This is a genomic window from Rhodobium gokarnense (assembly GCF_025961475.1).
Classification (GTDB): Bacteria; Pseudomonadota; Alphaproteobacteria; order Rhizobiales; family Rhodobiaceae; genus Rhodobium; species Rhodobium gokarnense.
On the sequence record NZ_JAOQNS010000013.1, the window covers coordinates 19301 to 44941 of the forward strand.

The 25641-nt window shown below is 66.1% G+C and carries 23 protein-coding genes and 1 pseudogene; 12 read left to right on the forward strand and 12 right to left on the reverse strand.

Features of this window, described 5'->3' with window-relative positions; genetic code table 11:
• Nucleotides 1-38: 38 nt before the first annotated feature.
• Complete coding sequence (fabA, locus tag M2319_RS19330; RefSeq protein WP_264603110.1) at nt 39-560, reverse strand: 3-hydroxyacyl-[acyl-carrier-protein] dehydratase FabA; 522 nt, start codon at nt 558-560, stop codon at nt 39-41.
• Between the two features lie 252 nt (nt 561-812).
• Here fabA and irrA point away from each other — a divergent pair, with 252 nt between their 5' ends.
• Complete coding sequence (gene irrA, locus M2319_RS19335; protein ID WP_406682224.1) at nt 813-1277, forward strand: iron response transcriptional regulator IrrA; 465 nt, start codon at nt 813-815, stop codon at nt 1275-1277.
• A gap of 89 nt (nt 1278-1366) precedes the next feature.
• Here irrA and M2319_RS19340 read toward each other — a convergent pair whose 3' ends face one another.
• Entirely contained in the window at nt 1367-2026 is a 660-nt protein-coding gene (locus tag M2319_RS19340) for an SH3 domain-containing protein (protein ID WP_319801802.1), read from the reverse strand.
• 251 nt (nt 2027-2277) lie between these two features.
• On the opposite strand from M2319_RS19340, the gene M2319_RS19345 reads away from it, so the two are divergent.
• The 4 genes and pseudogenes from M2319_RS19345 (at nt 2278) to M2319_RS19360 (ending at nt 6313) form a co-directional block, all read left to right on the forward strand.
• Nucleotides 2278-3264: a 2-hydroxyacid dehydrogenase gene (locus M2319_RS19345; protein WP_264603111.1), complete on the forward strand. Its 987-nt coding sequence runs from the start codon at nt 2278-2280 to the stop codon at nt 3262-3264.
• Nucleotides 3265-3800: 536 nt separating this feature from the next.
• Nucleotides 3801-5390: an ABC transporter substrate-binding protein gene (locus M2319_RS19350; RefSeq protein WP_264603112.1), complete on the forward strand. Its 1590-nt coding sequence runs from the start codon at nt 3801-3803 to the stop codon at nt 5388-5390.
• A gap of 226 nt (nt 5391-5616) precedes the next feature.
• Nucleotides 5617-5775: pseudogene (locus M2319_RS23215) on the forward strand (MbcA/ParS/Xre antitoxin family protein); the annotation flags it as partial.
• 16 nt (nt 5776-5791) lie between these two features.
• On the forward strand, nt 5792-6313 hold the full coding sequence (locus M2319_RS19360) for an RES family NAD+ phosphorylase (RefSeq protein ID WP_264603114.1): 522 nt from the start codon (nt 5792-5794) through the stop codon (nt 6311-6313).
• A 133-nt stretch (nt 6314-6446) separates the two neighbouring features.
• On the opposite strand, the gene M2319_RS19365 is transcribed toward M2319_RS19360, so the two are convergent.
• The 6 genes from M2319_RS19365 to M2319_RS19390 form a co-directional block, all read right to left on the reverse strand.
• Nucleotides 6447-7226 (reverse strand): succinate dehydrogenase iron-sulfur subunit, encoded by a 780-nt coding sequence (locus M2319_RS19365; protein WP_264603115.1) that lies wholly within the window; start codon nt 7224-7226, stop codon nt 6447-6449.
• Nucleotides 7227-7264: 38 nt separating this feature from the next.
• Nucleotides 7265-8167, reverse strand: coding sequence for an FkbM family methyltransferase (locus tag M2319_RS19370; protein ID WP_264603116.1), 903 nt, complete (start codon nt 8165-8167; stop codon nt 7265-7267).
• 39 nt (nt 8168-8206) lie between these two features.
• Nucleotides 8207-10042 (reverse strand): succinate dehydrogenase flavoprotein subunit, encoded by a 1836-nt coding sequence (gene sdhA / locus M2319_RS19375; RefSeq protein ID WP_264603117.1) that lies wholly within the window; start codon nt 10040-10042, stop codon nt 8207-8209.
• Nucleotides 10043-10046: 4 nt separating this feature from the next.
• Complete coding sequence (gene sdhD, locus M2319_RS19380; RefSeq protein WP_264603118.1) at nt 10047-10427, reverse strand: succinate dehydrogenase, hydrophobic membrane anchor protein; 381 nt, start codon at nt 10425-10427, stop codon at nt 10047-10049.
• 12 nt (nt 10428-10439) lie between these two features.
• Nucleotides 10440-10838 (reverse strand): succinate dehydrogenase, cytochrome b556 subunit, encoded by a 399-nt coding sequence (gene sdhC / locus M2319_RS19385; RefSeq protein ID WP_264603119.1) that lies wholly within the window; start codon nt 10836-10838, stop codon nt 10440-10442.
• Nucleotides 10839-11286: 448 nt separating this feature from the next.
• On the reverse strand, nt 11287-12165 hold the full coding sequence (locus tag M2319_RS19390; protein ID WP_264603120.1) for a hypothetical protein: 879 nt from the start codon (nt 12163-12165) through the stop codon (nt 11287-11289).
• On the opposite strand from M2319_RS19390, the gene M2319_RS19395 reads away from it, so the two are divergent.
• On the forward strand, nt 12133-12921 hold the full coding sequence (locus tag M2319_RS19395; protein WP_264603121.1) for an OmpA family protein: 789 nt from the start codon (nt 12133-12135) through the stop codon (nt 12919-12921). The two genes, M2319_RS19390 and M2319_RS19395, sit on opposite strands and share 33 nt — an antisense overlap.
• Nucleotides 12922-13034: 113 nt before the next feature.
• Here M2319_RS19395 and M2319_RS19400 read toward each other — a convergent pair whose 3' ends face one another.
• The gene (locus tag M2319_RS19400; RefSeq protein ID WP_264603122.1) at nt 13035-13733 is read right to left on the reverse strand and encodes a sulfate transporter family protein; all 699 of its coding nucleotides are present in this window, start codon (nt 13731-13733) and stop codon (nt 13035-13037) included.
• A 202-nt stretch (nt 13734-13935) separates the two neighbouring features.
• Between M2319_RS19400 and M2319_RS19405 the strand changes: the two genes are divergently transcribed.
• A complete protein-coding gene (locus M2319_RS19405; protein WP_264603123.1) occupies nt 13936-15291 on the forward strand; it encodes an NAD(P)/FAD-dependent oxidoreductase in 1356 nt (451 codons plus the stop codon).
• A 9-nt stretch (nt 15292-15300) separates the two neighbouring features.
• On the opposite strand, the gene M2319_RS19410 is transcribed toward M2319_RS19405, so the two are convergent.
• A complete protein-coding gene (locus M2319_RS19410; RefSeq protein WP_264603124.1) occupies nt 15301-16491 on the reverse strand; it encodes an acetyl-CoA C-acyltransferase family protein in 1191 nt (396 codons plus the stop codon).
• 371 nt (nt 16492-16862) lie between these two features.
• On the opposite strand from M2319_RS19410, the gene M2319_RS19415 reads away from it, so the two are divergent.
• The 4 genes from M2319_RS19415 to M2319_RS19430 all read left to right on the forward strand — a co-directional run bounded on the left by M2319_RS19415 (nt 16863) and on the right by M2319_RS19430 (nt 21491).
• Nucleotides 16863-18029: an ABC transporter substrate-binding protein gene (locus M2319_RS19415; protein ID WP_264603247.1), complete on the forward strand. Its 1167-nt coding sequence runs from the start codon at nt 16863-16865 to the stop codon at nt 18027-18029.
• 306 nt (nt 18030-18335) lie between these two features.
• Nucleotides 18336-20012, forward strand: a complete 1677-nt coding sequence (locus M2319_RS19420; protein WP_264603125.1) for an ABC transporter permease — start codon at nt 18336-18338, stop codon at nt 20010-20012.
• Nucleotides 20009-20644, forward strand: coding sequence for an ATP-binding cassette domain-containing protein (locus M2319_RS19425; RefSeq protein WP_264603126.1), 636 nt, complete (start codon nt 20009-20011; stop codon nt 20642-20644). The genes M2319_RS19420 and M2319_RS19425 overlap by 4 nt, the downstream gene beginning before the upstream one ends.
• A 91-nt stretch (nt 20645-20735) precedes the next feature.
• Complete coding sequence (locus tag M2319_RS19430; RefSeq protein ID WP_406682225.1) at nt 20736-21491, forward strand: SDR family NAD(P)-dependent oxidoreductase; 756 nt, start codon at nt 20736-20738, stop codon at nt 21489-21491.
• A 53-nt stretch (nt 21492-21544) separates the two neighbouring features.
• Here M2319_RS19430 and M2319_RS19435 read toward each other — a convergent pair whose 3' ends face one another.
• Nucleotides 21545-23731 carry an ammonium transporter gene (locus M2319_RS19435; protein WP_264603128.1) on the reverse strand — a complete coding sequence of 729 codons (2187 nt, stop codon included), beginning with the start codon at nt 23729-23731 and terminating at the stop codon, nt 21545-21547.
• Between the two features lie 570 nt (nt 23732-24301).
• Between M2319_RS19435 and cowN the strand changes: the two genes are divergently transcribed.
• Nucleotides 24302-24586: a N(2)-fixation sustaining protein CowN gene (cowN, locus tag M2319_RS19440; protein WP_264603129.1), complete on the forward strand. Its 285-nt coding sequence runs from the start codon at nt 24302-24304 to the stop codon at nt 24584-24586.
• Between the two features lie 87 nt (nt 24587-24673).
• Here the strand turns inward: cowN and M2319_RS19445 are convergent, their stop codons facing one another.
• A complete protein-coding gene (locus M2319_RS19445; RefSeq protein ID WP_264603130.1) occupies nt 24674-25474 on the reverse strand; it encodes an FAD binding domain-containing protein in 801 nt (266 codons plus the stop codon).
• Nucleotides 25475-25641: the final 167 nt, after the last annotated feature.

Consider the following 25641-nt stretch of genomic DNA (forward strand, 5'->3'; position numbering starts at 1 on the left):
ACGAACCCGGGCGACGCTACCGGTCTCTCACAGCGATCCTAGAACGCCTCGGCCTCGGCGGTAAACAGACCGACACGCAGGCCCGCCGCCTTGTAGATGGTGTTGCCGTCGGCCTTAAGCCAGCCGTCGGCGATGCCGAGCACCAGTTTCGACCGCATGACGCGCTTCAGGTCGACGCCGTACTGCACGTGCTTCACTTTCGGCGTGACCATGCCGGAGAATTTCACCTCGCCGACGGAGAGCGCGCGGCCGCGGCCCGGCTCGCCGAGCCAGCCGAGGAAGAAGCCGAGCATCTGCCACAGGGCATCGAGCCCGAGGCAACCCGGCATCACCGGATCGCCCTTGAAGTGGCAGGGGAAGAACCACAGGTCCGGCTTGATCTCGAGTTCGGCGCGAATCTGGCCCTTGCCGTACTCGCCGCCCTCCTCGCTGATCTCGGAAATGCGATCGAACATCAGCATCGGCGGCAACGGGAGCTGAGCATTGCCCGGCCCGAAAAGCTCTCCGCGACCGCAGGCCAGAAGGTCTTCATAGTCGTATTGCGAACGGCGTTGTTCCATTCCAGCTACCGTACCTCAAAAATCGCGCGCCTTTTTGGCGCGTGTGACAGGTTCATCCGACAAATCGGGCCCTACCTAACACACGTCTCCGGCCCGGTGAAAGGGTTCGGATAGCGCGGCAAAGGTGATATGTGAACTGCAAGCTTGCTTATTGGAATGAGAATTTTTATTTTATATGTGTATATCGCTTTCTGTTGACATATGACGCCGGTCCGGGGACAGCCGACGTAGCGACTGGATGGGATCTGAACGTTGGACGCGATTTCGAATATCAAGGCTCGCAAGACCTACTCCGCCGCGCCGAGGCGCCGCGACGGCGTCGACGTGGTCGGCCTCCTGCGCTCCGCCGGTCTGAGGCCGACGCAGCAGCGCCGCGCATTGGCCGAACTGCTGTTTGCAGGCGGCGGCCGCCACATCACCGCGGAGTGCCTGCGCGACGACGCGATGAAGGCCGGCATTCCGGTCTCGCTGGCGACAATCTACAATACTCTCAATCAGTTCACCGATGCTGGCCTGCTTCGGGAACTGGCGATTGACGCCAACAAGACCTATTTCGACACCACCACCCACGAGCACCATCACTATTTCGTGGAAGGCACCGACGAGGTGTTCGACATCCCGGAGATGGACCTGTCGATCACCGACCTGCCGGAGCCGCCGGAAGGGATGGAGATCGCCCGCGTCGACGTGGTGGTGCGGCTGCGCCCCAAGGGCTGACACCAGAGCCGGTCAGAGACGTAGAGACATGACGGCCCGGTCCACGCGCGTGCGTGGCCGGGCCGATTCCCGTTCGGCTGTGAAGCCGGCTATTTGATCTTTTCGTCGGGGTAAACACCCCAGAGCTGGGTCTGATCGATCCATCCGGACCAGTTTTCGGCGCCGATGCGGCACCATGTCCCATCGCACTCATAGACGTTGGCAAGGACGCCCGGCTGGACGAAGGCGGCGGCCGGGGCCGCGCTGTCCGGCTCGCGGTGGACGGTAAGCGACTCCACCTTCTCCCACGGCGCGACGAGCGCCGAACGGCGGCCCGACAGGAGGCTGTGGAAGACCCAGCCCTCCTCGCCTTCGGAGTCGCGGATGCGGCGCCAGTTCTCGAATTCCTGCACCACCTCGACCGGCAGTCCGGCGCGCACGAAGACCCAGCTCACCGCGTGGTCGCGGCCGGGGCCCCGGCGCACATTGATGCGGTCGGACTTGAGGCTGACGAAACGCGGCAGCGGCAGGCCGCTCGGTCCCTTCGTGACGGTCTGGGCTCCGGACATCGACGGCACCGAGACCGCGCCGATGCCGACGGCAAGGGCGATCACCAGCGGCGTCACCGCAATCCGGCGCAGGCGGCGCTGCGCCTTGTCCTTGCGGCGTGCGCGGCGATCCGCACGATCCTTGGCAGCCGAGGAATGACGAAAAAAACGCAGCACGATATCCAAACCTTGCAATCGACAGTGTGGCGGCATGACAGTCATTTTCCGCGCCGGCGGCCGTCCGCCTGGCGGTCCGGATTTGCGGCGCGGAACTCGGCATTTTCCTGTCATGCCGATATGGTCAGAATGTGAACTGCGGCAGTCTCACCGGTTTGTCATTTCACATCGATCTGCTACAGAAGACACCGGTAAAAAAGACGCGCCGCTCCACGCCCCCAAGAGGCCGTGGAGTGTTGCATGTTGTCAGTTAAGGACCCCTCAACGGGTCCGGCCGGAAATGCAAGGCGAGGCGGATGGCGAAGAAAAAGCCCCTGGTAGTTGTGACCCGAAAGCTTCCGGACGTGATCGAGACCCGGATGCGCGAACTGTTCGACACGCGCCTCAACGAGACCGATCAGCCGATGACCCAGGCACAGCTTGTCGATGCTGTGAAGTCCGCCGATGTCCTTGTGCCGACCCTGACCGACCGGATCGACTCCGCGCTCCTGTCCCAGGCCGGCGATCAGCTCAAGCTGGTCGCCACCTTCGCCAACGGCGTCGACAATATCGACGTCGACACCGCCAACACCCGCGGCATCACCGTGACCAACACGCCGGGCGTCCTCACCGAGGACACCGCGGACATGACCATGGCGCTGATCCTTGCCGTTCCGCGCCGGCTGGCGGAAGGCATCAAGATCGTCGAAGAGGACACCTGGAGCGGCTGGTCGCCGACCTGGATGCTCGGCCACCGGATCTGGGGCAAGCGCCTCGGCATCGTCGGCATGGGCCGCATCGGCACCGCCGTCGCGCGCCGGGCCAAGGCCTTCGGCATGTCGATCCACTACCACAACCGCCGCCGGGTGCCGGCGCCGGTCGAAGAGGAACTTGAGGCGACCTATTGGGAGAGCCTCGACCAGATGCTGGCGCGCATGGACGTGGTCTCGATCCACTGCCCGCACACGCCCGGCACCTTCCATCTCCTGTCGGCCCGCCGGCTGAAGCTGATGAAGCCGGAGAGCTACATCGTCAATACCGCGCGCGGCGAGGTGATCGACGAGAACGCGCTCTCCCGGATGCTCGATGCCGGGGAGCTGGCCGGCGCCGGCCTCGACGTCTTCGAGCACGAGCCCGCCGTCAATCCGCGGCTCGCCAAGTCGCCCCGGGTGCTGCTGCTGCCGCATATGGGCTCGGCCACCATCGAGGGCCGCATCGACATGGGCGAGAAGGTCATCATCAACATCAAGACGTTTATGGACGGCCACCGCCCGCCCGACCGCGTGCTGCCCAGCATGCTGTGATCGCCAGGCCTGCCCTGATCTGTCGTCCCGTGCGGCACCAGCCGTTCGGGACGGTGCCGCAGCGATTGCCCCAATCCGGCCCAATGTCGTTCGACAGGCATTTTTGCGTGACCATGGCGGGCCGATCCACCGCCGACGTCTGCGCACAGCGCGGGGACGGATGTTCTCGCACCGACCTGTCCCTCTCTATGCGTCGCGGCCCTGCCTGCCCCGGGCACAACCCAATCGCACGCAGGCCGCAACCCGCACGCACAAGAGCTTCGTCCCGATAACGATATCGGTTTTGACCCGTAATATGTGTGCGTCGGACATATTGATAGCCGAAAAGCCTCGCTTCGCCTGACCTTTTCCGGGCTTCGGGTGGACCCCCGCCCCATGCCGGCCTATGCTGGCGCCGCAATCCGACACCACACCCGCTGGCCGCGGCCGTTTATCGCCGCGATCCGGGTGGCATTCCGACAACCGCATGTCGCGGACGCCTGCCCCGCCGGGCAGCGCCGGAGAATGCCAAATCAACAACGGAGAAGAGAGGAACGATGTCAAACAACGACCTGACGAAACTCCTGCAATATGAAGGCCTGACGCGCCGCCGCTTCATGCAGCATGCCGCCGCGCTCGGCATCACCGCCAGCGCCGCTTCGCTGTTCTGGGGCCAGTCGGTGCAGGCCGCCGAGCCACAGAAGGGCGGCACCTTCCGCCTCGGTATCGGCCACGGCTCGACCACGGACTCGCTCGATCCCGCCACCTTCGAAAACCTCTACATGCAGGTCGTCGGCAGCACGATCTACAACTGCCTGACCGAGGTTGCCAATGACGGCTCGCTGGTGCCGGAACTGGCGGAGTCCTGGGAGGTCACCGAGGACGCCAAGACCTGGACCTTCAAGCTGCGCTCCGGCGTTACCTTCCACAACGGCAAGACGATGGACGCGGCCGACGTTATCGCCTCGTTCCAGCACCATATGGGCGAGGACTCCAAGTCCGGCGCCAAGCCGATCGTGGAACAGATCACGGAGATCAAGGCCGACGGTGACGACAAGGTTGCTTTCACCCTGAAGGAAGGCAACGCCGACTTCCCGTTCATCGTCAGCGACTACCACCTGGCGATCCTGCCGGCGAGCGAGGGCAAGATCGACCCGACGGCCGGCATCGGCACCGGCGGCTACACGGTGGCAAGCTACGATCCTGGCGTGCGCACCGACCTGAAGCGCTTCGAGAACTACTGGAAGCCGGACCGGGCGCATTTCGACGCCGCCCAGGTGCTCGTCATCATCGACCCGGCGGCGCGCACCAACGCGCTGACCACCGGCGAGATCGACGCCATGGACCGGGTCGACCTGAAGACCGCCCATCTCCTGAAGCGCAACCGCAACGTCAAGATCGAGGAGGTCAGCGGCACCCAGCACTACACCTTCGCGATGCGCTGCGACATCGCCCCGTTCGACAACAACGACGTGCGGCTGGCGCTGAAGAACGCCATCGACCGCGAGGCGCTGGTCAAGACCATCCTGCGCGGCCACGGCGTCGTCGGCAACGACCATCCGATCGGCCAGTCCAACCGGTTCCACGCCGACGATCTCGAACAGCGCACCTACGATCCGGAAAAGGCCAAGTACCATCTGAAGCAGGCCGGCCTTTCGGAGCTGAAGGTCGACCTTTCGGCCGCCGACGCTGCCTTCCCGGGCGCGGTCGATGCCGCCGTCCTCTACCGCGAGCATGCCGCCAAGGCGGGCATCGACATCAACGTCGTGCGCGAGCCTAACGACGGCTACTGGTCGAACGTCTGGCTGAAGAAGCCGTTCTGCGCGGTCTATTGGGGCGGCCGTCCGACCGAGGACTGGATGTTCTCCACCGCCTACGCCAAGGGCGTGCCGTGGAACGACACCCACTGGGACAACGACCGCTTCAACGCGCTCCTGATCGAGGCCCGCGCCGAGCTCGACGAGGACAAGCGCCGGCAGATGTATTACGAGATGCAGGAACTCTGCCGCGACGACGGCGGCACCGTCATCCCGATGTTCGCCAACTACGTGATGGCGACCAGCGACAAGGTCGAGCACGACACGCTCGGCGCCAACTGGAGCCTCGACGGCTTCCGCTGCATCGAACGCTGGTGGTTCGCCGGCTAGGCCTGGCAGACATCGCGACGAGATACGGAATGGCACCGCCGCGGCGGTGCCATTTCTTTTTGGTGGGGCTGCTCTGCTGGCGAAGTCTTCATGTTTCGCCTATATTTCCAGACAGAGTTGAGGAATTCGGGCCATGTCCCACGCCACAGCAAAGAACAGCCGACCTAGCAGTCGCCTCGTGAGGCCACGGCACCGCGCTGAGGAGACTCAGATTCTGAAACGGATCGAGGCCTGGGCCGGCGGTCCGAAAAAGGCCCAGGACTGGTACCGCTCCTTCGCGATCCCCGCGTTCGGCGATCGCACTGCCGAAGCTCTGGTCAAGTCGGGCGAGGCCGACGCCGTCCGCGACTACCTCGATGCCGTTGCCACCGGCACCTTTCAATAGCTAATCGGATCACCTGATGACGCGGGTCCAGGGCGTTTTCTACCGCGTCCACGATCCGCGCCATTCCTGGTCCCCGCTTTCCGGCGAAGGCGCACGGCTTCACGGAGGTCGCTGGAATCCTCCAGGAATGCCGGCGCTCTATCTTGGTGCCACCCTCGACGGCGCGCTCAACGAGGTCTCGCACGGTTTCGAGAACCGCATAGAGCCGTCCATGGTGGTCTCCCACGACGTCGACTGCGGCGACATCGTTGATCTTTGCGATGGCGAAGAGCGAGAGCGACGCGGGATCGCCGAGGCGGACATGGCCTGCGCGTGGGGATCGGTCATGCTGCGTGGAGAGATGCCGCCGTCGTGGAAAATCGCCGAAGCTCTGGTCGCAGATGGCGCGGCCGGCATCCTGACGCCCAGCTTTGCCAACGGGGCCAAGCCCGAACACGTCAACCTGGTGCTGTGGGATTGGGCCGAGGATGGCCCGCACCGGGTCACGGTATATGATCCGAACGACAGGCTGCCGAATAACGACCAGTCCTGGCGGTAGCTACGGGGCGTCATCGCGAGGAGGCCGTAGGCCGACGCGGCGATCCAGAGCGACTTGCTCGGAGCGCGTGGCCCCTGGATTGCCGCGCTCGCTTTGCTCGCCCGCAATGACGGCCGACAGGGAATCCGGGTACCTAAATCCGCCGCTCGACCATCATCTTCTTGATCTCGGCGATCGCCTTGGCCGGGTTCAGGCCCTTGGGGCAGGCCTTGGAGCAGTTGAGGATGGTGTGGCAGCGATAGAGCTTGAACGGGTCCTCCAGCGCATCGAGGCGCTCGCCGGTGGCCTCGTCGCGGCTGTCGATGAGCCAGCGATAGGCCTGCAGCAGGATGGCCGGGCCGAGATAGCGGTCGCCGTTCCACCAGTAGCTCGGGCAGGAGGTCGAGCAGCAGGCGCAGAGGATGCACTCGTAGAGGCCGTCGAGCTTGTCGCGGTCCTCGATCGACTGCTTCCATTCCTTCTGCGGCGTCGGGGTCGCCGTCTTCAGCCAGGGCTCGATGGAGCGGTGCTGGGCGTAGAACAGGTTGAGGTCCGGAATGAGGTCCTTGACCACCGGCATGTGCGGCAGCGGATAGACCTTCACCGTGCCCTTGATCTCGTCCATGCCCTTGGTGCACGCAAGCGTGTTGGTGCCGTCGATGTTCATGGCGCAGGAGCCGCAGATGCCCTCGCGGCAGGAGCGGCGCAGCGTCAGCGTCGGATCGACCTTGTTCTTGATCCACAAGAGCGCATCGAGGACCATCGGGCCGCAGTCGTCGGTGTCGACATAGTAGGTGTCGAGGCGCGGGTTGCGGCCGTCATCGGGATTCCAGCGATAGATCTTGTATTCGCGCAGCGACGTCGCGCCTGCCGGTTTCGGCCAGACCTTGCCTTCGGTGATCCGCGAATTCTTCGGCAGGTTGAACTGAACCATAGTCGGGTATCCCTGTTCTTGTCGGCGCAAACCGGCGCTCAGGCGCGGCGTTGCAGGACAACGTTCTCCGTGGTTTCCAGAACGGTGGCAAAGCCGGCTTCTCTCAGGCGGGCGACGGCATCGCGGCGCCACAGCGCACGGTGCTCGATCTCCACCTGCAGCCGGCGCGGCCAGGTCTCTTGCGGCAGCGCGAGGACGGCATCGACGATGCGATCCTCAAAACCTTCCACATCGATCTTCATGGCGGCAATCGCCGCGATCCCCTCGCCGGCGAGGAGGTCGGCGAGCGGCACGGCCTCGACCGTGACGGCAACACCACTCCTGCCGGCGCCCTCGGCCAGCAGCGAGGACTGCCCGGCATTGGAGCCGGCATTGGCGTAGAGCGTCACGGTGCCGGCCTCTTGCGCGACAGCGACCTGACGCAGGATGACGTCGCCGATCCGAGCGCGATTGGCGGCGACATTGGCCGCAAGCTTGGCATGGGTGCGCGGGCCCGGCTCGACGGCGAGCACCCGGCCGCCCGGCTTGAGCCGGCGGGCGGCATCGAGGGCGTAGGTGCCGATATTGGCGCCGATGTCGACGAAGGTATCACCGGCACGAAGCCCCTCGAACAGTGCCTCGCGCTCCTCCACCTCCGGCAGGCGCCGGCGGGCTAGGATCACCCGGTCGCAATAGTTCTCCGCCGGCCACAGCCGCCAGCAAAGGCCGCCGGCCGTGACGTCGAAGGGGCCGGGGAAAGCCCGTGCGGCGAGCTTGCGAAGCGGCTTCTTGAGGCCCTTGCGAAGGCCGCGGCGCATGGCCAAGGCCCAGAGAGCGCGGGCGAAAAGGCCCGGACGCAACGATCCGAACGGCGCATCGGCATGGCCGGGCATGACGACGGGCAGGGCGCCGGCAGATGCCGGTCCGCTCGTCTCCGCCATGGCCAGGGCCGTTCCGCTCATGCCGTTCTTCGGTCCTTCGCTTCGCTCAGGAGACGCGCATCAATAGACGCGCGCCTGGGGTTCGATATAGGCGATGTCGTTCGACATGGTGAAGGAGTGCACCGGCCGGTAGTCGATCGTCACCTTCTTCGTATCGGTGTCGGCAAAGACCAGCGTGTGCTTCATCCAGTTCTCGTCGTCGCGCTCCTTAAAATCCTCGCGGGCGTGGGCGCCGCGGGATTCCTTGCGGTTGGCGGCGGACTCCATGGTCACCACGGCCTGCTCGATGAGGTTGCCGAACTCCAGGGTCTCGATGAGGTCGGAGTTCCAGATCAGCGAGCGGTCGGTGACCTTGATGTCGGCGGCGGCGGACCAGACGTCGGCGATGAGGCCGCAGCCCTCTTCCAGGATCTCGCCGGTGCGGAACACCGAGCAGTTGGACTGCATGGTCTTTTGCATGTTCATGCGCAATTCGGCCGTCGGCGTGCTTCCATCGGCATAGCGGGCGGCGTCGAGGCGGGCGAGCGCCAGGTCGCCGGCATCGGCCGGCAGGTCGCGGTGCTTCTGGCCGGGCTCGATGGTCTCGGCGCAGCGAAGGCCCGCGGCACGGCCGAAGACGACAAGGTCGATCAGCGAGTTGGAGCCGAGCCGGTTGGCGCCGTGGACGGAGGCGCAGGCCGCCTCGCCGACGGCCATCAGGCCGGGCACCACATGGTCGACGTCGCCATCGATAGGGCAGACCACCTCGCCGTAATGGTTAGTCGGGATGCCGCCCATATTGTAGTGGACCGTCGGCAGCACCGGGATCGGCTCGCGGGTGACGTCGACGCCGGCGAAGATCTTGGCCGATTCGGCGATGCCCGGCAGGCGCTTGTGGATGATCTCCTGGTCGAGATGGTCGAGGTGCAGGTAGATGTGGTCGGATTCCTTGCCGACGCCCCTTCCCTCGCGGATCTCGATGGTCATGGAGCGCGAGACGACGTCGCGCGAGGCGAGGTCCTTGGCGCTCGGCGCATAGCGCTCCATGAAGCGCTCGCCTTCGGAATTGACCAGATAGCCGCCCTCGCCGCGCACGCCCTCGGTGATCAGGCAGCCGGCGCCGTAGATGCCGGTCGGGTGGAACTGGACGAACTCCATGTCCTGCAGCGGCAGGCCGGCGCGCAGCACCATGGCGTTGCCGTCGCCGGTGCAGGTGTGGGCGCTGGTGCAGGAGAAATAGGCGCGGCCGTAGCCACCGGTCGCCAGGATCACCTTGTGGGCGCGGAAGCGGTGCAGGGTGCCGTCGTCGAGATTGATGGCGACGAGGCCGCGGCAGGCGCCGTCCTCCATGATCAGGTCGATGGCGAAGAACTCGATAAAGAACTCGGCGGCGTTCTTCAGCGACTGGCCGTAGAGCGTGTGCAGGATGGCGTGGCCGGTGCGGTCGGCGGCGGCGCAGGTGCGCTGCACCGGGGGGCCCTTGCCGAAGTTCTGCATGTGGCCGCCGAACGGACGCTGGTAGATGCGGCCCGATTCGGTGCGCGAGAACGGCACGCCGTAGTGGTCGAGCTCATAAACCGCGGCCGGCGCCTCGCGACACATATATTCGATGGCGTCCTGGTCGCCGAGCCAGTCCGACCCCTTGACGGTGTCGTACATGTGCCAGCGCCAGTCGTCCGGGCCCATGTTCTGCAGCGAGGCGGCGATGCCGCCCTGGGCGGCGACGGTGTGCGAGCGGGTCGGGAACACCTTGCTGATGCAGGCGGTCTTGAGGCCGGCCTCGGCACAGCCGACGGTGGCGCGCAGGCCCGCGCCGCCGGCACCGACGACGACGACGTCGAAGGTGTGGTCCTCGAAGGTGTAGGCGCGTCCGTTGACGCCGGGCGCCGAAGCGCCGTTGCCCTTGCTGTCGGCCATGGGGTCAGGCTCCGAAACTGATTTTCAGGATGGCGAAGACGCAGGCGATGCCGACGAGCACGGCAAAGAACACGTTGCTCATCAGCGCCAGCACCTTCAGGCCCTCGGAATGGACGTAGTCCTCGATGATCACCTGCATGCCGAGCACCATGTGGTAGAGGCCGGTCAGCACGAAGAACAGCATCAGGATCGCGGCGAAGGGCGAGGCGAGCGTCGCGTGGACGTTCTCGTAGCCGGTGCCGGAGGTGACGATGAGGATGACGAGGAAGGCGACCGTCAGCGGCACCAGCGCCAGCGAGGTCAGGCGCACGATCCAGAAATGCCCGGTTCCTTCCCTGGCCGATCCGGAGCCGCGGGCGCGTCCGAGCGGGGTTCGCATTGTCATGATCCGTCTCCCCTAGCGCACGATATACGCGATCACCCAGATCGCGAGCGTGAGAACGAACGAGCCGTAGAGCGAGGCCTGGGCGAGGATTTCGCGCCCCGGATGCTCCAGGCCGCGGCCGAAGTCCCAGATGAAATGGCGGATGCCGCCCAGGAGGTGGAGCATCAAGGCCCAGGTGTAGCCGAACAGGACGAGGCGCCCGAGGAACGATCCGGCAAGGCCGTCGACGAAGGCGAAATAGTCGGGGCCGGCGGCCGCCGCGATCAGCCACCAGGCGAGCAACACGGTGCCGAAATAGAGCGCCGCGCCGGTGATGCGATGCAGGATCGACATCATCATGGTCAGCAGCGGCCGGTAAATCTGAAGGTGGGGAGAGAGCGGCCGGGCGGCCTTCAGTTCGGTGTCGGACATGGTCCTCATTCCGTTGGGGCGAATAACAGAATATTCTAATGTAATCGCCTGCAGAAAAACGGCGACTCCGGTTCCAGTTAGTTTCTAGCGCCCTTGTGCAGCGCAGTCAAAGCAGACGAAGGGAGGGTGCGGCAGACGCGGGACCGGCACCGTTGCGTGCGGCCAGGACGGCACCCATTGTTTCGAATAATCGAAATTAAGGGGTGCCGGCGAAAGCGATTCTGAAACGCTTCGGCGGCAAAGAGGATCGGCAACCGGTGCCGGCGGGCAGCTTTGCCGACGTTCCCAGCGCGACGCCTGAAGGATGCCGGCCGTGCCCTGCTGAGCGAACCGCCGCGGCCCGTCTCATCCGGGTCGTCGGCCGGGCCGCCCGGCCGGATGCCGGCGCCGGGTCCCAAAAACGCCCGATTGAACGCATTGAATAAATCGTTCAGGCGTCATTCACATCTCATCTGTGATGTGTAGCGCCTCGACATGTTCCTAGAAGAACGGAAACGCAGAAATGACAAAGATAATTGCCAGTCTGGGGGGCCTGATCGTGGCAGCGCTGGCGCTTGCCTGCGGTCCGGCGTCCGCGGCGGTCACCCAGAAGGCCTCGGGCCTCAATGCGGTCGCGGAAGCGCCGATCATCCTTGCACAACAGCACAATCAGAAGCGCAGCAACCGTCAGCAGCGGCGCCAGCAGCGCGCCAATCAGCAGCGCCAGAACCAGAACAAGGCGCGCCGCAACCAGCAGCGCCGGGACCAGAAGGCGCGCCAGAACCGGCAGCGGCAGCAGGCCCAGAAGCAGCGCCGCCAGCAGCAGCAGGCCCAGAAGCGGCGCCAGCAGCAGCAAAACCAGCAGCGGCGCCAGCAGCAGCAAAACCAGAAGCGGCGTCAGCAGCAGCAGGCGCAACAGCGGCGACGCCAGCAGCAGCAGGCGAAGCAGCGCCGCCAGCAACAGCAGGCCAAGAAGCGCCGCCAGGAGCGGCAGGCGCAGCAGCGCCGCCAGCAGCGCAAGGCCAAAGACCGTCGTCAGGAGCGCCAGGCCCAGCAGCGGCGTCAGGATCGCAAGGCGCAGCAGAGGCGTCAGGAACGCCAGGCCCAGGAGCGTCGTCAGGAACGCCGCGCCCAGGAACGGCGCCAGGAGCGCCGCGCCCAGGACCGCCGTCAGGAGCGCCGCGCCCAGGAGCGTCGTCAGGAGCGGCGTGCCCAGGACCGTCGCCAGGAGCGCCGGGCCCAGCAACGGCGCGCCGACAATCGCGACCGCCGTGCCCGCCGCCGGGTGGACCGGCGTCCGGGCCGTCGCCGCGGCGTGGAACTGCGCCGGCGTCGCTTCGAAGGCCACCGCGGCCGGCCGCGCTACTACCGCAGCCGCCGGGTCTATGTGGTCGACCGGCGCTACCGCAACCGCTTCCGTCGCGGTCGCAGCGTCTACTACCTGCCGCCGCGCGGTGCGGACATTGCCGCCGCAGCCTTCGTCATCGGCGCTTCCGCCGTGTCGGCCGCGGTGATCTATGACGCCCTGTCGGCCCCGCCGGTCGTGGAGCCGCCGCGGCGCTACACCCTCGACGAGATCGTCGAGGATCCCCAGGTCCGCCACTATGTGCGCGCCGTCGACGTCGACACCATCAACTTCGCCAGCGGCGAATCGGAAATCACGCCCTCCGAGCTGAGCAAGCTCGACAACATCGCGGGCGGTATCCAGCGGGTGGTGCAGAACGATCCGGGTGCGCTGTTCCTGATCGAAGGCCATACCGACGCCGTCGGCGACGAGGAATCCAACCTCGTCCTGTCGGAAGACCGCGCGCTTGCGGTCAAGGTCGCCCTCGTGGAGGAATACGGCATCGACGAGAGCAATCTGGAAGTGGCCGGCTACGGCGAGCAGTACCTGAAGATCGAGACCGAGGGTCCCTCGCACGAAAACCGGCGCGTCACCGTGCGCAACATCTCCAACCTGATCGCCCAGGGCTCGGCCGACGACGAGGCCGGTTCGGCCGAATCGGACGAAGGCTTCGCCGACGATCAGGGCGGGGATTTCCAGGACGACCAGTTCCAGGATGACGGCGACTTCCAGGACGATAACGGCGGCGGCCAGCAATAGGACCTCCCGCCTGAGGCCGGACCATCTCCGGCGTCCCAAGTCGCTTACGAAAAAGGCCGGGCGGTTCTGCCGCCCGGCCTCTTTTTTTTTGAAAACCTCCGAAAGATGCCGGGTTACGGCATCATGCGCACGCGGTCGCTGGAGGCTGCCGCCGGGGCCGCCGGCAGGCGCTTGTGCAGTCGCACCATGAAGGCGGCGGCAAAGAGCGGCGTGACGAGGTTGAGGATCGGCACCGCCATCAGCGCGGCGATGATCAGGCCGGCGACGAAGATCATGCCGGTGTTGTCCTTGCGCAGCCGTTTCGTCTCCGTCTCGGAGCGGAAGCGCCGGGCGGCGAATTCGAAATATTCCCGCCCTAGCAGGTAGCCGTTGGCGATGAAGAAGGCGACGATGTTGACCCCCGGGATCAGCAACAGGAGGAGCACGAACAGGTTCACGGCGATGACGACGCCGGTGAACTTCACGGCCATCCAGAGCCCTTCCATGACCGGCATGGCGCGGCCCGGCGGATCGCCCGGGAACCGCGTCTCTTCCACCACCTCGGCGACCTCGTCGAGGAACAGGCCGGCAAAGATCGAGGCGACCGGCGCGATCAGGAAGCTGAGGCCGACGACGAGGCCGAGGCCGGCGACGATGCTGATGATCGTCTCCACGTAGGGAATCGACAGGTCGACGAAGAAGCCGAGCGCGGCCTCCGCGCCGATGAACAGCGCGACAAGCAGGGCGAGCGTCAGGCCGAGGGACTTCCAGAGGACGCCGCGGAACGGCGGCGTGAAGACGTCGCGAAAGGCATCGATTGCGTCTGAGAGCATGGCTTTCTCATTGCGCGTTAAAACGGGTTTCACATAGGGAGGCGGGCGCGGCCCCGCAAGCGGAGCGGGTTTGACGCGAGCCCCGAGCCCCTTGATGTGGCCTGCGGCCGATGTACGCGTAGTGCCGGTTTCCCGCCCGTGCCGCTTGCCGCAATAAGGGACCCGCCACACTGTGCCCGCAGTCCGAACTTCGGAGTATTTCATGCCCGCCAGATATCTTTATCACCCGGCCGCCCATGACGGTGCTCAGCCGGTGCCGTCCTACTGGGAGGCGATCACCGGCCCGCTCAGCCGCGAGACACCGCCGCTTACCGGAGCCGCGCGCTGCGACGTGGCAGTGATCGGCGCCGGCTATACCGGGCTTGCCGCGGCCGAGGCGCTTGCCGGCACCCATGGGATGGACGTGCGCGTGCTGGAGGCCGGCACCCCCGGCTGGGGCGCATCGGGCCGCAATGGCGGGTTCTGTTGCCTCGGCGGGTCATCGTTTTCCACCGAGGAACTCGTTCGCCGCTTCGGAAAGGCGGCGGCGACCCGGTTCTACCAGGTCCAGCTCGAAGCCATCGACCAGGTACGGGCCTTCCTCAAGGCGCGCGACTGCGTCGACGGCTTTGCGCCGTCGGGCGAGATGGTGCTTGCCCACAAGCCGAACCGGGTGGCCGAACTGCGCCACGAGGCGGACCTCATCAAGGACCTCCTCGGCCTCGAGACGCCGGTCTATTCGCGCGAGGAACTCGTCGAGATGGGCTTTGCCGGCCCGGGTTTCTACGGCGGCGCGCTGGAGCCCTATGGCTTTCCGCTCAACCCGCTCGCCTATGCCCGGGCGCGGGCCGAGGCGGCGATCGATGCCGGCGCGGCGGTCCACAGCTTCAGTGCTGTGCGCGACTGGACGATGGAGGACGGCCGGCACATCCTTCGTTGCGACAACGGCACGGTCAGCGCCCGCTACGTTCTGGTCGCCACCAACGGCTATTCCAGCGAGACGCTGCCGGAGTGGATGTCCGGACGCACCCTGCCGGTGATGTCCAACATCCTCGTCACCCGCCCGCTCACCGCATCGGAATGGTCCGCGCAGGGCTGGACCACCGACCGCATGTCGTTCGACACCCGCATCATCCTGCATTATTTCCGGCGGCTTCCGGACGGGCGGTTCCTGTTCGGCGGGCGCGGCGCGCTCGATGCCTCGCCGGAGGCAAAGCCGGGGCTAGAGGCCGGGCTGCGGCGGCGCTTCGAAAAGCTGTTTCCGGCCTGGAAGGCGGTCGAGACCGACTATTGCTGGCAGGGCTTCATCTGCCTTGCCCGCAACTTCGTGCCGTTCGCCGGGCCGATCCCCGGCGTCGAGGGCGCGTTCGCGGCCCTTGCCTATCACGGCAACGGCGTCGCCTTTTCCGGCTGGGCCGGCCAGGCGATCGCCGACTGCGTCGCCGGCAGGGACGGCGCCGAGGACGCCATTCCGGAGATCATGCGCACCCCGCTGAAGCGCTTCGAGACCCCGAACCTGAGGCTCTTCGGCCTCAGGCTGGCGCTGGCACGCTACGATTTCATCGACCGGTTCTTGTGAGCCGGCCCTTTAGAGTTTCTCGATGGCCATGGCGATGCCCTGGCCGCCGCCGATGCACATGGTGATGAGGCCGATCTTGCCGCCGGAGCGCTCAAGCTCGTAGAGCGTCTTGACCGTCAGGATCGCGCCGGTGGCGCCGATCGGATGGCCGAGGGCGATGGCGCCGCCATTGACATTGGTCTTGTCGGCCGGAAAGCCGAGATCCTTTGCGACCGCACAAGCCTGGGCGGCGAAGGCCTCGTTGGATTCGATGACGTCGAAATCGTCGACGGTCAGCCCCGTGCGTTCCATCAGCTTCCTGACCGCCGGGATCGGCCCGAGGCCCATATAATCCGGGTCGACGCCGGCATGGGCGTAGCCGAGGATGCGGGCGAGCGGCTTCTTGCCGTCGCGCTCCGCCTTTTCCGCCTCCATCAGCACCACGGCGGCGGCACCGTCATTGATGCCGGACGCATTGCCGGGGGTCACCGTGCCGTCCTTCTTGAAGGCCGGCTTCAGCTTGGCCATGTCGGCATCGGAGACCTCCATGCGGACATGCTCGTCAGTGTCGAACATCACCGTGTCGCGGCGTACCTTCACCTCGATCGGCAGGATCTGGTCCTTGAAGCGACCTTCCTTGATCGCCGCCGTCGCCCGCTTGTGGCTCTCGATGGCGAAGGCGTCCTGTTCGGCGCGTTCGAGGCCGTAGCGCTCGGCGACGTTTTCCGCCGTGATGCCCATATGGCCGTGGCCAAAGGGATCGTTGAGGGCGCCGATCATCATGTCGGTCATCTTGGCGTCGCCCATCTTGGTGCCGGTGCGCGAATTGAGCTGGGCGTGGGGCGCGCGGCTCATGGATTCCGCGCCGCCGGCAAGCGCCGCGTCGCAATCGCCGAGCATGATCGACTGGGCGGCCGAGACGATCGCCTGCAGGCCGGAGCCGCACAAGCGGTTGAGGGTCAGCGCCGGCACCTCGACCGGGACACCGGCTTCCACGGCGACGACGCGGGAGATGTACATGTCACGCGGCTCGGTGTGGATGATGTTGCCGATGACCACATGGCCGATGGCGTCGGGCGAGATGTCGGCGCGCGACATCGCTTCCCGGGCGCAGGCGGCGCCGAGCGCCGAGGGGGGCGTATCCTTCAGGGCGCCGCCGAAGGTTCCGATCGCCGTGCGCACCCCGGAAAGAATGACGACGTCGCGTGCTTGATCTGCCATGGATTGTTTCCTCCCTAATCGATAATTTTTAACGCGATTTCTTATCCAAAAAGTCTGTCAACTTTTTGGGAAAGCGCTTGCCCCCCACCGATTTTCTTTTGTCGCGTGCGGGTTGCATCCAAGAAATCCAACACCGACCATAGCGCGGCCCGGCGGCGGACAACAGTGTGGATTTCCGTAAGGCGTGCGGCGCCCGGCCGAAGCGCACCACCTCACCGATCCGTGTTGGCGCGTGACGGCAAGAACGGTTGGACGGCGACGGGCCAGCCGCTAAAACCGTCCCGGTCAACAGGAGGAACGGCATGGAAAGGTTCGGACGGTTTTTTTTCACGGCCGCCCTTGCGGGTCTCGTCGGCGCCGGCATTGGCGGCATGGCGCGGGCGGCCGGGGCGCCCGATCCGGGCGACTGGCAGGCCGTGCTTGAGGACGCGCGCGGCGAGACCGTCTATTTCAACGCCTGGGCCGGCGAGGCGCGCATCAACGACTTCATCGCCTGGGTCGGCCGCCGGGTGAAGGAGGACTACGGCGTTACCCTTGTCCATGTGAAGATCGACGATGCGGCGGCCGTCGTCTCAAGGGTGCTGGCCGAAAAGACCGCCGGCAAGACCGACGGCGGCTCGGTCGACCTGATCTGGATTAACGGCGAGAATTTCGCCGCCATGAAGCGACAAGACCTTTTGATGACGCCGGGCTGGGCCGACCGGCTGCCGAATTTCTCGAACGTCGATGTCGAGGGCAAGCCGACCGTCGTTACCGATTTCACCGTGCCGACCGACGGGCTCGAAGCGCCTTGGGGCATGGCCCAGCTCGTCTTCTATTATGACAGCGCCCGGCTGGCCGAGCCGCCGCGCTCGCCGGCAGAACTGCTTGAATGGGCCAAGAAGAACCCCGGCCGCTTCACTTACCCGCAACCGCCCGACTTCACCGGCTCGACCTTTTTGAAGCAGGCCCTCATCGGCCTCGTCGACGACCCGGCCGTGCTGCAGAAACCGGTCGAAGACGCCGATTTCGACAAGGTCGCGGCGCCGCTCTTTGCCTTCCTCGACGATCTTCATCCGGTGATGTGGCGCTCCGGCCGGGCGTTTCCGCAGAACGCCTCGGCGCTGCGCCAGCTCATTGCCGACGGCGAGACCGACATCGCCTTTTCCTTCACCCAGTCGGAGGCAAGCTCCGCCATCGCCCGCGGCGAGTTGCCGGAGAGCGTGCGCTCCTTCGTGTTTACGGACGGCACCATCGGCAACACCCACTTCGTCGCCATTCCCTTCAACGCCAATGCCAAGGCCGGGGCGCTGGTCGTCGCCAATTTCCTGATGTCGCCGGAGGCGCAGGCCGAAAAGCAGAAGCCGGAGGTCTGGGGCGATTTCACGGTGCTCGACGTCGCGGGCTTGGACGCCGGCGACCGCACCCTCTTCGAGGATATCGACCTCGGCGTCGCGACCCTGTCGCCGGCCGACCTCGGCACTGCCCTTCCCGAACCGCATCCCTCCTGGATGGTGCGGCTGGAAGAGGCGTGGACCGAGCGCTACGGCGCGCAGTGAGCCGGGCGCGGGGCAGGTCGGCATGAAGTCATCGACGGCGTCAGCAGTTTTTTCGCCGACCTCAGCCCCCTCCTCCGCGTCATTGCCGGGCTTGACCCGGCAATCCATGAGGCCTTTCGGTCCAGGATTCCGGTTGCGGTCGGTTTCTCACGGTGCCGCGCGCAAGGTCCTGCTCCACCGCAAAGCGGAGCGCGAGTTGCGCCGCATCATGGATCACCGGGTCAAGCCCGGTGATGACGCGGGAGAATGGGGCACGGCGGAAGCCGGATCCGCGAATGCCTCCTGCACTGGCGAGCAATCAGCCTGATGCTGCGCCTCGTCCCCTTTCTCGCAATCCTTGTCCTCGTCGGCCCGGTTGCCGCCGGGCTTGCCGGAGCGGCGCTGCCGGCTTTCGGCTACCTGCCGGCCCTCGGCGGCACGGGATTCTCGCTCGACCCGTTCCGGGCGGTCTTTGCCGCGCCGGGCATCTGGACCTCGATCGGGCTCAGCCTCGGCGTCGGGCTGGCGTCCACGGCGATTGCCTTTGTCGCCGTCATCCTGTTCGTTGCCGGCTGGCAGGCGACGCGGGTGTTTGCCGTCCTTCGCCAGATGCTGTCGCCGCTCCTTGCCATGCCGCACGCGGCGGCCGCCTTCGGCCTTGCCTTCCTGATCGCGCCGTCGGGCTGGCTCGTCCGGCTCGCCTCGCCCTGGGCGACCGGCATCACGCGCCCGCCCGACCTTCTCATCGTCAACGATCCGCTCGGGCTCGCCATGATCGCCGGGCTCGTCGTCAAGGAAATTCCGTTCCTCTTCCTGATGACGCTCGCCGCCCTGCCGCAGACCGATGCGCGGCGGCTGACCGAGGTGACGGCGAGCTTCGGCTACGGCCGCACGGCCGGCTGGATCATCGCCGTCCTGCCGCGACTCTATCCCCAGATCCGGCTGCCGATCTTTGCCGTCATCGCCTTTGCCTCCTCGGTTGTCGACGTTGCGCTCATCCTCGGGCCGACGACGCCGGCGCCGCTCGCCGTCCGGCTCGTGACCTGGATGAACGATCCGGACCTTGCCATGCGTTTCCAGGCCTCGGCCGGCGCGCTCGTCCAATTGGCAACGACTGCCGGTGCCCTGCTCGTGTGGATAGCCGGCGAACGACTGGCGGTGCGCCTTGCCGGTCCGCGGCTCGTCTCCGGGCACAGGCATGCGAATGACGGACCGCTCCGCGCCCTCAGCGCCGGTGCCATGGCGCTGGTCGTCGCCGCCGTCGCCCTCGGCATTCTCGTCCTCGCCGTCTGGTCCTTTGCCGGCTACTGGCGTTTTCCCGATGCGGTGCCGGGCGCAATTACGCTCGCCAACTGGGCGCGGCAGGTGCCTGGCGTTTTCGGCCCGCTTCAGACCACCGTCGTCATCGGCATCGCCGCGACCGTCATCGCGCTCGCCCTTTCCCTCGGCGCGCTGGAGAACGAGAAGCGACGCGGCCGGGCGGCCGGCAGCCGGGCCTTGATGCTCCTCTACCTGCCGCTGATCGTGCCGCAGATCGCCTTCCTGTTCGGCCTGCAGGTGCTCTTCATCGCCGCCGGGCTGGACGCCACCGGCGCTGCCCTCGTCCTCTCCCACCTCGTCTTCGTCATGCCCTATGTGTTCCTGTCGCTGGCCGATCCCTGGCGCGCCTTCGACGAGCGCTACGCCACTGTCGCCAAGGGGCTCGGCAGTTCGCCGACAAGCATCTTCTGGCGCGTTCGCCTGCCGATGCTAGCCCCCGCTGTCCTGACGGCCGCCGCCGTCGGCTTTGCCGTCAGCGTCGGGCAATACCTGCCGACGCTCCTCATCGGCGCCGGGCGCTGGCCGACCGTGACGACGGAAGCCGTCGCGCTTGCCGCGGGCGGCGACCGGCGCGTCATCGGCGTCTATGCGCTGTTGCAGATGGTGCTGCCGTTCCTCGGCTTTGCCGTTGCGACGCTGGTGCCGCTTCTGCTCTTTTCCCGGCGCCGGGGGCTTGACGCATGAGCGCCACAGGTCTCGTCCTCGAAAACGTCCGTATCGCCCTCAAGGACCGCACCCTCGTCGACCTGTCGCTTGACGTGGCGCCCGGGCACATCGCCACCGTCATGGGGCCGTCCGGCTCCGGCAAGTCGACGCTGCTCGCCTATGTCGGAGGCTTTCTGGAGCCAGCCTTTACGGCTGCGGGTCGGGTGCTCCTCAACGGAACGGACATCACCCGTCTTGCGGCGCACCGGCGCCATGTGGGCATCCTGTTCCAGGACGACCTCTTGTTCCCCCACCTCTCCGTTGCCGGCAATCTTGCCTTCGCGCTCCCCGAAAGCGGGCGCGGGCGCGCGGCGCGGCGGCAGCGTGTCGAAGACGCGCTCTCCGAGATCGGCCTCGAGGGTCATGGCGATCGCGATCCGGCAACGCTTTCCGGCGGCCAGCGGGCGCGGGTCGCGCTGATGCGGGTGCTGCTTTCCGAGCCGCACGCCCTCCTCCTCGACGAACCGTTTTCCAAATTGGACGCGACCCTTCGCGCGCAGATCCGCGATCTCGTCTTTGCCAAGGCGCGCGAGCGCGATCTGCCGGTGCTGCTGGTCACCCACGACCCGGCGGATGCGGAAGCGGCCGGCAACCACGTCGTCTCGCTCTGACGATGGTCATTGACAGGGAGTGGTAACCGGCGGTCAAACTCCTACTTCTATGGGAGACTTCCTCCGTCCCCCGAGCCGCCCAGCGAAAGAGATGCCCGTGCCCGACAACAGCCAACGCAAGACCCTGGTCCTGACCGGCGCAAGCCGCGGCATCGGCCACGCCACCGTGAAGCGGTTTTCCGCCGCCGGCTGGCGCGTCATCACCTGCTCGCGCCAGGCCTTTTCCGACAAATGCCCGTGGCCGTCGGGGCCGGAGGACCATATCCAGGTCGACCTGTCAGATCCCGACAATCTCGGCATGGCGGTAGCGGAAGTGCGCGACCGGCTGGAGGCGAGCGGTGACCGGCTCGACGCGCTGGTCAACAACGCCGGCATCAGCCCGAAGGGCGACAAGGGCGAGCGGCTCGATTCCGTGACGACGCCGATGCATGTCTGGCGGCACGTCTTCCAGGTCAATTTCTTCGCCCCGATCATGCTGGCCCGCGGCCTCTTCAACGAGTTGAAGGCGGCACGCGGCTCGGTCGTCAACGTGACGTCCATTGCCGGCGGCCGGGTCCATCCCTTCGCCGGCACCGCCTATGCCACCTCCAAGGCGGCGCTCGCCTCGCTGACCCGGGAGATGTCGGCCGACTTCGGCCCGCACGGCATCCGCGTCAACGCCATCGCGCCCGGCGAGATCGACACCTCGATCCTGTCGCCCGGCACCGAAGACCTCATCGAGGGCATCCCGCTACGTCGCCTCGGCCAGCCGGAAGAGGTCGCCGACACGATTTTTTTCCTCTGCACCGAGCCGAGTTCCTACGTCACCGGCGCGGAAATCCACATCAATGGCGGCCAGCACGTCTGACCGTTGGCGTCGGCCCCGCGAATAGGATCGCACGTTTCCGGGTCATTGCGGGATCACGCCACCCTGGCGCGATCCCCTTCCTGCGCCAGCCGGGTCGCAGGCAGCCACGCCTCCAACCAGACCCGGCCGTCCTCGTGGCAGGTGATGTTCAGCGACCCGCCGCAATTCTCCAGCGTGCGGTTGGCGGCGGCGACCTCGAACAGCATCGGGTCGGGAGCGTTGCTGCCCTGGCGGAAGATCTGCCCGAGCCCGGCCTTCGCCAGTGCCAGCTTCTTGACCGGAATGCTTTTTCCGACCATCTCGATGCGAATGCTCAGGCCGTCATTACCGGCCGCAGTCCGGATGGAGATCGTCCCGCGTTTCTGGCAGACCACCCCGGCCGTCACCAGCGTCGCGATCGCATCGGCGAAATATTTCCGGCTGACGAAGAGGTGCGGAACGTTGCCCGTTGAGACCTCGATCGTGACGTTCTTGGCCGCGCGGATCTTCCGCTTGTCATGGGCCGTCTTTCGCACCAGCGCGTCGACATCGATCATGGCCTCGTCGGCAAAGGACGTCAGTTGCTGGACGTCGACGGCGGTCTGCAGGGATTTGAAGACCTGCAGGAACCCTTCGCACTCCCTCGCCACGGCTTCGATCATCCGGCTGGCCTCGATCAGCGGAGCATCGCCCTTGAAACCCTTGCTCATGTGAAGGATGCGGCTGAGGTGGGCGGACGCCACCTTGCCGACCTGGCCGAGCAGCAGGTCGCGGTCATTGTTGGTGTTGGCGACCAGCATCATCGCCTTCGACAGGCGGGCGCCGACGACGGACGTCTCCTTCATCAGTTCCTCGATGCGCGCTTCCTTGGCGACCAGGGCCTGCTCCAGATCGGTCGTGCGCGTGCGCAGGATGTCGTTGGCGGTTTCCTCCTGGGCGAGCTGGCTGCGCCATTGGCGATGGGCCTCGCGATACCGGACGACGACCTCGTTGTGGAGCGTGATGAGCTGGCCGATCTCGGTGTTGGGATCGATATCGACCGCACCGAAACACTCCTGCTTGGCCATCTCGTTCTCCAACTGGCAGCGCAGGAGGTTCGTCTCGGAAATGTGGCCATGCTCGACCTCGTCGAGGCCACGTGCCTCGTCGGCAAGGCTGACGCGAACGCCGAGGCCCTTGTCCAGCACCATCATCAGGACGACGCTGACGCCGAAGGCCCAGACCGCCGTGACGACGATGCCGAGCATCTGGGCGACGACGCGGTCGCCGAGCGAGCCCTCGGTGAGGAAGAAGGCGGCGACCAGCGTGCCCCAGATGCCGCCGAAGAGATGAACCGGCAGGACGTTGTTGCCGTCGTCGATCTTCAGCCGCTCCAGAAGCCGGCGACCGAAGACGGAAATGAGGCCGCCGACGGCGCCGACCAGCATGGCGTCGATGCCGGTCATCCGGTCGACGGCCGCGGAGGTGGCGACGAGACCGGCCATGGCGGCAAAGATGACCCGGATAACGGAATACCGCTCATGGCCGAGATGCATCATGGCGATGGCGATGGTGCCGCCGGCGGCCGCGCCCATCACCGTGTTCAGCACGACGCGGAAGGTGGTGTCGGACAGACCCGCAAGCGCGCCGCATGCGCAACCGATCCAACCCAGGAGAATGAGCAGGAAGCCGATGGCCACCTGGTTGAAATTGTTGCTGATGATGAACCCGGCGCGGCCGCTGAAGCGATGCTGGCGCGGGCCGAGGACGAGGACCGCGGCCAGCGCGGCCCAGCCGCCGACGGAATGGACGACGGTGGCCCCGGCGAGGTCGTGGGCGCCGAGACGGCGCAGCCAGCCATTGTCGTTCCACCACCAGTGGGCAACGACCGGCACGACGAGGCAGACGATGCTGAGCGCGAAGATCATATAGGCGGCAAAGCGCATGCGCTCCACGGTGGCGGCGGAAATCACGATGGCCGCAATGGTGCAGAGCAGCAGGTAGTAGATGAAGACGGCGCTGTCACTGCCCGCAAGGTCGTTGAGGAAGAAGCGGTTGCCGCCGACGATACCGGCGATGCTGTCGCCGAAGACGAGGCCGTAGCCGAAGAGGGAAAAGCAAATCGTCGCGATCATCATATCGGTCACGCTCTTGGCCGAAGCGTTGATCGCGTTCTTGGACTGGACGAGGCCACTTTCGAGATAGACGAAGCCGCCGCGCATGACGACGAGCAGTGCCGCGCAAGAGAGGAGCCAAACGGTATCGGTCGGTGCTGTCTGCATGGTGCCATTCCCCCAATGGTGATGCGATAAAACCGGAAAGTGCGACCTTTTGTCCTATTTCGCCCAGTTAAGACCCCCCGATCGAATTCGTCTACAGAGTATCCAATGCTATGGTTGGGCAATCGTTGACATATTGTTCCATCGACTTATCATTTTCTTTGAATATGTCTCTCCAGTGCGTATTTACGCAGCCCTTCAAACACTTACGGGTGTTCCCGTAGAGTTCCTGGCGCGTATTTTACTAAAATTGGCAGGTTCCTGCGGAGTGTCCGATCGGCGCCGACAGCGGGTGACGGGCGTCGCGGCCGCGCCGCCGGGACAGATCGGTCCAACGGACGCGGCCCGGATACGCAAACATCCGCTCGCGGCGGCCGGAGCCGGGGTCGTAGTCGTACGGAGGGCGGTCCCGGGTGCCGCGCGGGGTATCTTCGGCCGTAGGGCTGGCGCCGCGCACCAACAGGTTGCCGGCTGATGTGCTCCAGCCCCACCCGACCGGGACGCGGTCTTGCGGCGGCGGCGGCAACGCGATACCTGAGCGGGCGCGTTTTCCGTCCCGCCAGGAGTGAGCCGTTGTCCGAAAAGCCCGAGATCGATCGCTACGTCACCTTCAAGGGCCTCGACTGCGACGGCGACGCCGACCGGCTGATCGCGCGGCTGAAGGAGCTGACCGGGCGCGGCACCGGCTCCAAGTGGGAGACCTACTTCACCGACAAGCTCGCCCAGAACGCCCGCATGGGCCAGGACCACCTGTTCTTCGTCGGCGCCCACGTCAACACCCTGCGCAGCTTCTTCGAGGAGTGCGAGGACGCCGACGCGCTGGAGCTCCTCGATCATCTGGAACTGAACTGCTGCTGAGGACCCCTCCTTTCCGGGATCGGGCATGACAAAAGGCGGGCCGCAGGGACCCGCCTTTGTTTTTGATCGACCTCGTGAAGGCCGAGGTCAGCCCGCGGCTTCGACCGCCCGCTTGGCCATGACGACCACCAGATTGGCCCGGTAGTCGGCCGAGCCGTGCAGGTCGGAGAGCATGTCGTTCGGATCGACCGAGGCACCGACGACGGCGTCCGCCGACCAGTTGGACGACAGCGCCTGTTCCATGCCGGCATGCCGGAACACGCCGTCATTGCCGGCGCCGGTGACGGCAACGCGAACCGAGCCGTCGGTCATCTTCGCCGCCATCACGCCGCACATGGCATAGCGCGACGCGGGGTTCGGGAACTTGGCGTAGCCCGCCTTTTCCGGCACCTGGAAGACGACCTTGACGATGATCTCGTCCTCTTCCAAAGCCGTCTCGAAGAGGCCCTTGAAATAGTCGGCGGCCGCGATCTCGCGCTTGTTGGTGACGACGGTGGCGTCGAGCCCGAGGACGGCGGCCGGGTAGTCGGCCGCGGGATCGTTGTTGGCGATGGAGCCGCCGATCGTTCCCATATGCCGGACATGGGGGTCGCCGATCTTGCCGGCGAGCGCGGCGAGCGCGGGAATCGCGCCCTTGACGGCGTCGGAATTGGCGACGTCCGCATGGCAGACGGCGGCGCCGATGGTGACCGTCCCGCCGGAGACGTCGATGCCCTTCAGCTCGTCGAGATTGCGGATATCGATGACGTCCGACGGCGCCGCCAGGCGCTGCTTCATGGTCGGGATCAGGGTCTGGCCGCCGGCCAGCAATTTGGCGTCCTCGTTGCCGGCGATCTGGCTTGCTGCGTCGCTGAGGCTGGACGCGCGATGGTAGTTGGTTTCGTACATGTTTATTTCCTCTTCTCGCTCACGGGCCGCACCGCACCTTCGGTGCTGGCCCTCCGCGGGGACGGCCTGACCGGCCGGCGCCCGTTCGGGCTTGCGAACCCGTAATCGGGTTCGAGGGTTCATCACTCACGGGCCTTGCCGCACCTGCGGCTCTAGGCCTGCACGGG